The organism is Agrobacterium sp. 6Ca8 (assembly GCF_055382765.1).
Genome location: NZ_AP026433.1, coordinates 2,613,236 through 2,622,619 on the forward strand (window position 1 = coordinate 2,613,236; position 9,384 = coordinate 2,622,619).

The following is a 9,384-nucleotide window of genomic DNA, read 5'->3' on the forward strand; positions in this document are numbered from 1 at the left end:
TTGTCATCTGTGTTGTAGGATATCAATCAGCCTTGCCGGTGAACCGCCCCTTGAAAGCTACGTCCGAAAGGGGGAGGCGCTTGCTGGGCACTTCCCGTTCTGCCAGATCGTCAGGAAGAACAGCCTTGTCGGTCAATGTGCCGATGGCAACTGCGGCCTCCACCTTATATCCATCCGGAACATCAAGCTTTTCCACGATCTGGTCTTTAAATATGCCTGCCATGCCATGGGCGTGGTAACCGAGCAGATGCGCCTGCATGGCAAGTGAAAACCATGCCGCACCGGCATCGAAGGAATGGGTCGCTGAAGGCTTTTTCTCACCCTCTCGTGAAATATTGTGGTCGCGGGAAAGGACGAAGAGCAGCACTGAGGCATTTTTTGCCCAGCGCTGGTTTCCTTCCATCAGCAGTTCCACGAAGAGCGGCCAATCCTCGCTATCCTTGTGCGCGTAGACAAACCGCCACGGTTGCTGGTTGGATGCCGATGGCGCCCAATGCGCGGCATCGAGAATGGTCAGCAGATGCTCGTTTGGCATCGCATCTCCATCGAATGCGCGAGGAGACCACCGATCGAGGAAGAGTGGATCGACTGGATATTCGGATTGCCGGGAATTGCTGTTCGTCACGGGCGTGTCCTTTTGATTGTCGGGAGGGAAAAGGTATTTTTCGAAAGTCGAAGCAGTCAAGGGGTGACAAGTATGAATGTATCGTTCATATATGCATCACCTTGTCTGACAACCGGGAGAGAGTTCCATGAAATTGATGCGCGTTGGCCAGCCTGGCCAGGAAAAACCTGCGATCCTCGACGCGGAAGGAAAAGTCCGCGATTTGTCTGCTCATGTCAAAGACATCGGCGGTGAAGCCATTTCTCCGGAAGGCCTGAAGAAGATTGCCGCCATCGACCTCGGCACTCTTCCCGTGATCTCCGAAGAGCGCATTGGCGCTTGTGTTGCCGGAACCGGAAAATTCATCTGCATCGGCCTTAATTTCTCTGACCACGCCGCTGAAACCGGTGCGACCGTACCGCCGGAACCGGTCATTTTCATGAAGGCGACCTCGGCAATCGTCGGTCCGAACGATAACGTTGTCATTCCGCGCGGTTCTGAGAAGACCGACTGGGAAGTCGAACTCGGCGTCGTTATCGGCAAGACCGCGAAATATGTATCTGAGGCCGATGCTCTCGACTACGTCGCCGGTTATTGCGTTTCGCACGATGTTTCTGAGCGCGCGTTCCAGACTGAGCGTGCCGGACAGTGGACCAAGGGTAAATCCTGCGACACCTTCGGTCCGATCGGCCCCTGGCTGGTCACGAAGGACGAAATCACCGATCCGCAGAACCTCGGAATGTGGCTGAAGGTCAACGGCCAGACAATGCAGGACGGCTCCAGCAAGACCATGGTTTACGGCGTCGCGCATGTCGTTTCCTATCTCAGCCAGTTCATGTCTCTGCATCCCGGCGACGTCATTTCCACCGGCACGCCTCCGGGCGTCGGCATGGGCCAGAAGCCCCCGCGTTACCTCAAGACCGGCGATGTCGTTGAACTCGGCATTGAAGGCCTCGGTTCCCAGAAACAGACCTTCGTTGCCGACATCTGATTATCAACAAACGTTCAACTGAAATTGAGGCGCCGGAGGGAAACCACCGGCGCCTTCGATTTTGTGCAGTTGCGAAAAGCTGCTATGGTCAAAAAAAGAGCTTGATCCGCGAGGAGGCGTAATCAGTGTTCTACCACCTCTATGAAATGAACCATGCGGCGATGGCGCCACTGCGCGCCGGTGCCGATATGATGCGCCAGGCATGCAGCAATCCTTTGAACCCGCTTTCCAGCACCGCCTTCGGGCGAAGCCTCGATGCAGGCTTTGAGGTATTCGAGCGCCTGACGCGCCGTTACATCAAGCCGGAGTTCGGTTTGGCGACTACCACCGTCGATGACCGGACCGTTGCCGTCACTGAAGAGATCATCTGGTCGCGTCCCTTCTGCAATCTCGTTCATTTCAAAAAAGAACTCGATGCGGCCCGCAAACCAGATCCGAAGGTGCTGCTGGTGGCGCCTATGTCAGGCCACTACGCCACATTGCTGCGGGGAACGGTCGAGGCGCTGCTGCCATCGGCGGATATCTATATCACCGATTGGATCGATGCCCGCATGGTGCCAGTCACCGAAGGGACATTCGATCTCGACGATTACATCAGCTACGTCATCGATATGCTGCGCGAGATCGGGCCCGGCGCCCATGTGGTCGCTGTTTGTCAGCCCTCGGTTCCGGTTCTGGCCGCAGTGTCCCTGATGGAAGCCGATGGTGACGGTTTCGCGCCTGCATCCATGACGCTGATGGGCGGTCCGATCGATACGCGCATCAATCCCACAGCCGTCAACGGTCTGGCCACGGCCAAGCCAATCGAATGGTTCCGCGACAACGTCGTCATGCAGGTACCGTGGCCGCAGCCGGCTTTTGGCCGGAATGTCTATCCCGGCTTCCTGCAATTATCCGGCTTCATGTCCATGAACCTCGACAAGCACATGACGGCACACAAGGATTTCTACCTGAACCTCGTCAAGAACGACGGCGATTCCGCTGAGAAGCATCGCGATTTTTACGATGAATATCTGGCCGTGATGGATTTGACGGCGGAGTTCTACCTGCAGACAGTGGAAACCGTCTTCATCGAACACGCGCTTCCCAAGGGAAACATGCAGCATAGGGGCAGGGCGGTCGGTCCCGCTGCCATTCGTAACGTCGCGCTGTTCACCGTGGAAGGCGAAAACGACGATATTTCCGGTGTGGGCCAGACCAAAGCCGCGCACGATCTTTGCCGGAACATCCCCGATGAAAAGCGTGCGCACTACATGCAGCCCGACGTCGGTCACTACGGCGTTTTCAACGGGTCGCGTTTCCGCAAGGAGATTGTGCCGCGCATGGTGGAATTCATCCGCAAGAACCAGATTGTCTAGCGCTGGAAGCCAGGCGATGCCGCGCATTTGCGTGGCCAAGCCGGTGTCGAATCGGCTATGAACAGTCCATGTTTTCGTTCCTCAGAAAATCCGTGAAGTCGCCGTCGCCGAAAAAGGTAGCGCCCAGCCAGCGCACCGTCGAGGTGGCTGGCCGTCATGTGCCCATTACGGTGAAGGAAAACCCGCGCGCCACGCGCATCACCTTGCGCATCGAACCCGGCGGCCGGGCCCTGAAGCTGACGATCCCGATGGGGCTTCACCATGGCCAGGTGGATGATTTTCTCGAAAGGCATCAGGGCTGGATTGAAGGCAAGCTTTCGAAAATCAGCCCAGATGACGGTTTGCGTCATGGTGCGTCGGTTGATATTCGCGGCGTATCCCATCGCATCCATCACACTGGCAGCCTGCGTGGCCTGACTCATATCTCCAAAGACGAGGACGGCACGGCGGTCTTGAAAGTCAGCGGAGCGCCCGAACACCTGCGCAGACGGGTGGCCATGTTTTTGAAAAAGGAAGCGAAGGCTGATCTGGAGAGGCTTGTTGCGGTTCACGCGAGCGCGGCCGGAAAGCCCGTGCGATCCATCAGCATGAAGGACACCCGCAGCCGCTGGGGTTCGTGTTCCCATGATGGAAATCTGAGTTTCTCGTGGCGTATCGTCATGGCTCCGGAAAAGGTCATCGATTATCTCGCAGCCCACGAGGTTGCGCATCTGCGGGAAATGAACCACGGCCCGAAATTCTGGGCCCTGTGCGAAAAACTCTGCCCGCATACGCAGGAAGCCAAGGAATGGCTGAAACGTCACGGCTCTAAACTCCACGCCATCGATTTTGATTGAAAGTGGAGACGTGCATCGCCATCTGGATTCACGTGAAACATTCCATGGAAAACGGGTGCGATTTGGCTCGACTCTTGTCGCATTTCGTGTCAGGTCGCGGGTATGAAACCGGATATCAAGATTTGCGGATTGAAGACACCGGAAGCGCTGGAGCGTGCCGTCAGGCGCGGCGCCTCCCATGTCGGCTTTATTTTCTTTGAAAAGAGCCCCCGCAACATCGAGCCCGATATCGCCGGCAGGCTGGCAGAAGCCGCCCGTGGCGCCGCAAAGGTTGTCGCCGTTACCGTCAATGCCGACAATGATGATCTAGACGAGATCGTCGATCTGCTGAGACCGGATATTCTGCAATTGCACGGCAGTGAAAGCCCGGAGAGGGTGCTGAACATCAAAGCACTCTACGGACTTCCGGTAATGAAGGCGCTTTCCGTTCGCGACGCCGCTGATCTTGCCAAGATTGATCCCTATATAGGTATAGCCGACCGTTTCCTGCTGGATGCCAAGGCGCCTGCGGGTTCCGATTTGCCGGGCGGCAACGGAGTAACCTTCGACTGGACCATCCTGCGCTCTCTTGACGGAAGTATCGATTACATGCTTTCCGGGGGATTGAACAAGGACAATGTCGCGGAGGCTCTGGCCGAAACCGGAGCTGGCGGACTGGATTTGTCGTCCGGTGTGGAGAGCGCGCCGGGCGTCAAGGATCTTGCGATGATTGATGCATTCTTCGATGTGGTGAATGATTGGTCGAAAGGCCCAAAGGGAGCTTGAAGTGAACGACGCGCCAACACCCAATTCTTTCCGCGCCGGTCCCGATGAGGACGGCCGTTTTGGCATTTACGGAGGCCGCTTCGTTGCCGAAACGCTGATGCCGCTTATTCTGGATTTGCAGGCGGAGTGGGAGAAGGCAAAGACCGATCCCGAATTTCAGGCAGAACTCAAATATCTCGGCGCTCATTACACTGGCCGCCCGAGCCCGCTTTATTTCGCGGAACGCCTGACGGCCGAACTGGGCGGCGCCAAGATCTATTTCAAGCGCGAAGAGCTGAATCACACCGGCTCGCACAAGATCAACAATTGCCTTGGCCAGATCCTGCTTGCCAAGCGTATGGGCAAGACCCGTATCATTGCCGAAACCGGTGCCGGCCAGCACGGTGTTGCCTCGGCGACCGTCGCCGCACGCTTCGGCCTGCCCTGCGTCGTTTATATGGGCGCGACGGATGTTGCCCGTCAGGCGCCGAATGTTTTCCGCATGAAGCTTCTGGGCGCTGAGGTAAAGCCGGTAACGGCCGGCCACGGCACTCTGAAAGATGCCATGAACGAGGCGCTGCGCGACTGGGTCACCAATGTCGATGACACCTATTACCTGATCGGCACGGCTGCCGGCCCGCATCCCTATCCGGAAATGGTTCGCGATTTCCAGGCCGTCATCGGTGAGGAAGCAAAGGCACAGATGCTGGAGGCGGAGGGCCGTCTTCCGGATATGGTCATTGCGGCTGTTGGCGGTGGCTCGAATGCCATCGGCATCTTCCATCCTTTCCTTGATGACAAGAGTGTCCGTATCGTCGGCGTCGAGGCTGGCGGCAGGGGTCTTTCGGGCGAGGAGCATTGCGCTTCGATCACGGCCGGTTCGCCGGGGGTTCTGCACGGAAACCGCACCTACCTGCTTCAGGACGCGGATGGCCAGATCAAGGAAGGCCATTCCATCTCCGCAGGTCTCGATTATCCCGGTATCGGCCCTGAGCATTCCTGGCTGAACGATATCGGCCGCGTGGAATATGTACCGATCATGGACCATGAGGCGCTGGACGCCTTCCAGATGCTGACGCGCCTCGAAGGCATCATTCCCGCTCTGGAGCCAAGCCACGCGCTGGCGGAAGTCATCAAGCGCGCACCGAAGATGGGCAAGGATGAGATCATCCTGATGAATCTTTCGGGTCGTGGGGACAAGGATGTCCACACCGTCAGCAAGTTCCTCGGAATGGAAATGTAAGACCATGACTGCACGTATGGACAAGCGCTTTGCCGATCTGCGCGCTGAAAACCGCCCGGCTCTGATTACCTATTTCATGGGCGGCGACCCGGATTTCGAAACCTCGCTCGGCATCATGAAGGCCCTGCCGGAAGCAGGCGCCGACGTTATCGAGCTCGGCATGCCGTTTTCCGACCCGATGGCGGATGGCCCGGCGATCCAGCTGGCAGGACAGCGCGCGCTGAAAGGCGGCCAGACGCTGAAAACCACGCTCGATCTCGCCCGCGAGTTCCGCAAGGAAGACGACGCGACCCCGATCGTGATGATGGGATATTACAATCCGATCTACATCTACGGCGTCGACAAATTTCTTGACGATGCGCTGGCGGCTGGCGTCGATGGTCTGATCGTGGTCGATCTGCCGCCTGAAATGGATGATGAGCTCTGCGTCCCCGCCTTGGCGCGCGGCGTGAATTTCATCCGTCTCGCCACGCCGACGACGGATGGCAAGCGCTTGCCGACCGTTCTTAAAAATACCTCAGGTTTCGTTTATTACGTATCGATGAACGGTATTACCGGTTCCGCACTGCCCGATCCTTCGTTGATCTCAGGCGCGGTCGGTCGTATCAAGGCGCATACGGAACTGCCGGTTTGCGTCGGTTTTGGTGTCAAGACGGCCGATCATGCCAAAGCGATCGGTGCCGTGGCGGATGGCGTGGTGGTCGGTTCGGCCATCGTCAACCAGATTGCCGGCAGTCTGACGAAGGACGGGCAGGCAACCGCCGATACCGTGCCATCCGTCACGACGCTGGTAAAAGGACTTTCAACGGGCGTGCGTGCGTCGCGCCTTGCCGCTGCGGAATAAGCGCGCGGCCCAGTCAGGAGTAGTCAGTTGAACTGGATCACCAATTACGTACGGCCCCGGATCAATTCCATGCTTGGCCGCCGCCCGGAGGTTCCTGAGAACCTGTGGATCAAGTGCCCGGAAACGGGCGAGATGGTCTTCCACAAGGATCTGGAAGATAACAAGTGGGTCATTCCCGCTTCCGGTTACCACATGAAGATGCCGGCAAAGGCGCGTCTCGTCGATCTTTTCGATGGTGGCGTCTATGAGGCCTTGCCGCAGCCGAAGGTGGCGCAGGATCCGCTGAAGTTCCGCGATTCCAAGAAATATACCGATCGTCTGCGCGACAGCCGCACGAAGACCGAGCAGGAAGATACTATCCTTGCCGGCGTTGGCCTCCTGAAAGGCCTGAAGATCGTTGCCGTTGTGCATGAATTCCAGTTCATGGGCGGTTCTCTCGGCATCGCGGCCGGCGAAGCCATCGTCAAGGCGTTCGAGCGCGCCATTTCCGAGCGTTGCCCGCTGGTCATGTTCCCGGCCTCCGGTGGCGCCCGTATGCAGGAAGGCATTCTGTCACTGATGCAGCTGCCGCGCACCACGGTTGCTGTCAACATGCTGAAAGAAGCAGGCATGCCCTACATCGTGGTTCTGACGAACCCGACGACGGGTGGTGTCACTGCTTCCTACGCCATGCTGGGCGACGTGCATATCGCCGAGCCGGGCGCCGAAATCTGCTTTGCGGGCAAGCGCGTGATCGAACAGACCATTCGCGAAAAGCTGCCTGAAGGCTTCCAGACATCGGAATACCTGCTGGAGCACGGCATGGTGGATATGGTGATCGATCGCCGCGAAATTCCCGATACGCTGGCAAGCCTTCTCAAGATCATGACGAAGGCTCCGGCAGAAGCAAACGCGGTCATTCCGCTTGCGGCTTCGGCCTGACGGAAAAATATGTCGCCCGGAGGCGGGAAGCGCCTTCGGGATGACGTTACACGTTGCATGATTTCATCTCGGGTGCGGCGGACAAATGGCCAATACAACGCCTGAAAGGCGAACAGAAGATATGACGAAGCCCGCAATCGGCGAGGCCGAACAGATCATCGAAAAGCTGATGCAGCTTCACCCCAAGGGTTTTGATCTTTCACTGGACAGAATTTCCCGTCTTCTGGAAAAACTAGGCAGCCCTCAGAAAAGGTTGCCGCCGGTTATTCATGTCGCAGGCACCAACGGCAAGGGTTCGGTTACGGCCTTTTGCCGCGCATTACTGGAGGCGGCAGGACTTTCCGTGCACGTTCACACCTCTCCGCATCTCGTGAACTGGCATGAACGTTATCGCATCGGCGTTTCCGGCGAAAAAGGCCGTTATGTCGATGATGCCGTCTTTGCGGATGCGCTGCGCCGCATCGAAGCTGCCAACGGCGGCCAGATGATAACGGTTTTCGAAATTCTGACCGCCGCGATGTTTCTGCTCTTCGCGGAGCATCCGGCAGATGCTGCCGTGGTCGAGGTTGGGCTCGGTGGGCGCTTCGATGCGACCAATGTGATCAACAACCCGGCCGTTTCCGTTATCATGCCGATATCGCTCGATCATCAGGCCTATCTCGGCGACCGGGTGGAATTGATTGCCGCTGAAAAGGCCGGCATCATGAAGTCGGGTTCCCCTGTCGTCATTGGTCATCAGCAGTATGATGCGGCGCTGGATACCCTCGTTTCCACGGCTGAGCGTCTTGGTTGCCCGGCATCAATCTATGGGCAGGATTTTTCCGCCCATGAAGAATTCGGCCGTATGGTCTACCAGGATGAATTCGGCCTGACCGATGCCCCGCTGCCACGTCTTCCCGGTCGCCACCAGCTTGCCAATGCCGCTGCCGCGATCCGGGCCGTCAAGGCTGCCGGTTTTGAGGTGACGGAGCGGATGATCGAAAAGGCCATGACAACAGTGGAATGGCCCGGCCGTCTTCAGCGTGTCCTAACCGGAAAAATCGCTGAAATTGCTCCGAAGGATGCGGAAATCTGGATCGATGGTGGTCACAACCCAGGCGCGGGCGAAGTCATTGCCGAGGCAATGGCGGGGTTTGAAGAAAAGACACCGCGCCCGCTCTTCATCATTGCCGGCATGATCAACACCAAGGATCCGGTGGGTTATTTCAAGGCTTTCGCCGATATCGCGGAGTATGTCTTCACGGTTCCAATCGGCGGTACAGATGCCGCAATCGATCCCGTCGTGCTTGCCCATGCGGCCTTTGATGCCGGTCTGGTTGCGGCACCTACATCTTCGCTGACCGAGGCGCTGGACGAGCTATCGCGTCGCTTCGATCCCGAAGGGCCGCCGCCGCGCATCCTGATCGGCGGCTCGCTTTATCTTGCCGGAAACGCGCTTGCATTGAACGGTACGGTTCCCGAATAAAAAAGCCCGGCATCGCTGCCGGGCTTTTCTTTATTCCATGGAAAGTCGCTTACGCGGCGCCGGAAATCCAGGCCGAAAGCGCTGTCTTGGGCGCAGCGCCGACCTTGATATCAGCCACTTCGCCGCTCTTGAAGATGGCAAGAGTCGGGATGGAGCGAACGCCGAACTGGGCAGCCAGTTCCGGGTTTTCGTCGATGTTGAGCTTCGCGACCTTGACCTTGCCGGCAAGCTCGGACGAAATTTCTTCAAGGCTCGGCGCGATCATTTTGCACGGGCCGCACCATTCGGCCCAGAAATCCACTACGACTGGTTCGGAGGATTCGAGGACTTCGGACTGGAAGTTGGCGGCGTCGACTTTTACGGTAGCCATATCTGGCT

The 9,384-nt window shown here is 57.8% G+C and carries 10 protein-coding genes; 8 read left to right on the top strand and 2 right to left on the bottom strand.

All coding sequences use genetic code 11. From position 1 onward, the window contains the following. Window positions 1-22: 22 nt before the first annotated feature. Window positions 23-625: a nitroreductase family protein gene (locus ACZ5A6_RS12725; protein ID WP_013635180.1), complete on the bottom strand. Its 603-nt coding sequence runs from the start codon at window positions 623-625 to the stop codon at window positions 23-25. Between the two features lie 127 nt (window positions 626-752). On the opposite strand from ACZ5A6_RS12725, the gene ACZ5A6_RS12730 reads away from it, so the two are divergent. From ACZ5A6_RS12730 to ACZ5A6_RS12765, 8 genes are all read left to right on the top strand, one after another. After that, window positions 753-1,595, top strand: coding sequence for a fumarylacetoacetate hydrolase family protein (locus ACZ5A6_RS12730; protein ID WP_019565943.1), 843 nt, complete (start codon window positions 753-755; stop codon window positions 1,593-1,595). Between the two features lie 125 nt (window positions 1,596-1,720). After that, window positions 1,721-2,953 carry a polyhydroxyalkanoate depolymerase gene (locus ACZ5A6_RS12735; RefSeq protein ID WP_174060575.1) on the top strand — a complete coding sequence of 411 codons (1,233 nt, stop codon included), beginning with the start codon at window positions 1,721-1,723 and terminating at the stop codon, window positions 2,951-2,953. A 68-nt stretch (window positions 2,954-3,021) separates the two neighbouring features. Next, entirely contained in the window at window positions 3,022-3,789 is a 768-nt protein-coding gene (locus ACZ5A6_RS12740; RefSeq protein WP_113291804.1) for a M48 family metallopeptidase, read from the top strand. A 102-nt stretch (window positions 3,790-3,891) separates the two neighbouring features. Further along, window positions 3,892-4,554: a phosphoribosylanthranilate isomerase gene (locus ACZ5A6_RS12745; RefSeq protein ID WP_003516340.1), complete on the top strand. Its 663-nt coding sequence runs from the start codon at window positions 3,892-3,894 to the stop codon at window positions 4,552-4,554. Window position 4,555: 1 nt separating this feature from the next. Continuing rightward, entirely contained in the window at window positions 4,556-5,776 is a 1,221-nt protein-coding gene (trpB, locus tag ACZ5A6_RS12750; RefSeq protein WP_019565940.1) for a tryptophan synthase subunit beta, read from the top strand. 4 nt (window positions 5,777-5,780) lie between these two features. Next, a complete protein-coding gene (gene trpA, locus ACZ5A6_RS12755) occupies window positions 5,781-6,620 on the top strand; it encodes a tryptophan synthase subunit alpha (protein ID WP_003516338.1) in 840 nt (279 codons plus the stop codon). Window positions 6,621-6,647: 27 nt separating this feature from the next. Beyond that, window positions 6,648-7,541 carry an acetyl-CoA carboxylase, carboxyltransferase subunit beta gene (gene accD / locus ACZ5A6_RS12760; RefSeq protein WP_013635186.1) on the top strand — a complete coding sequence of 298 codons (894 nt, stop codon included), beginning with the start codon at window positions 6,648-6,650 and terminating at the stop codon, window positions 7,539-7,541. Between the two features lie 85 nt (window positions 7,542-7,626). Continuing rightward, a complete protein-coding gene (locus ACZ5A6_RS12765) occupies window positions 7,627-9,006 on the top strand; it encodes a bifunctional folylpolyglutamate synthase/dihydrofolate synthase (RefSeq protein WP_174060577.1) in 1,380 nt (459 codons plus the stop codon). Window positions 9,007-9,055: 49 nt separating this feature from the next. Here the strand turns inward: ACZ5A6_RS12765 and trxA are convergent, their stop codons facing one another. Beyond that, window positions 9,056-9,376, bottom strand: a complete 321-nt coding sequence (gene trxA / locus ACZ5A6_RS12770) for a thioredoxin (RefSeq protein ID WP_003516334.1) — start codon at window positions 9,374-9,376, stop codon at window positions 9,056-9,058. Window positions 9,377-9,384: the final 8 nt, after the last annotated feature.

Coding starts and splice junctions, on each gene's coding strand:
- trpA (WP_003516338.1), top strand. CDS start 5,781: ATGACTGCACGTATGGACAAGCGCTTTGCCGATCTGCGCGCTGAAAAC.
- ACZ5A6_RS12765 (WP_174060577.1), top strand. CDS start 7,627: ATGGCCAATACAACGCCTGAAAGGCGAACAGAAGATATGACGAAGCCC.
- ACZ5A6_RS12745 (WP_003516340.1), top strand. CDS start 3,892: ATGAAACCGGATATCAAGATTTGCGGATTGAAGACACCGGAAGCGCTG.
- trxA (WP_003516334.1), bottom strand. CDS start 9,376: ATGGCTACCGTAAAAGTCGACGCCGCCAACTTCCAGTCCGAAGTCCTC.
- ACZ5A6_RS12730 (WP_019565943.1), top strand. CDS start 753: ATGAAATTGATGCGCGTTGGCCAGCCTGGCCAGGAAAAACCTGCGATC.
- ACZ5A6_RS12740 (WP_113291804.1), top strand. CDS start 3,022: ATGTTTTCGTTCCTCAGAAAATCCGTGAAGTCGCCGTCGCCGAAAAAG.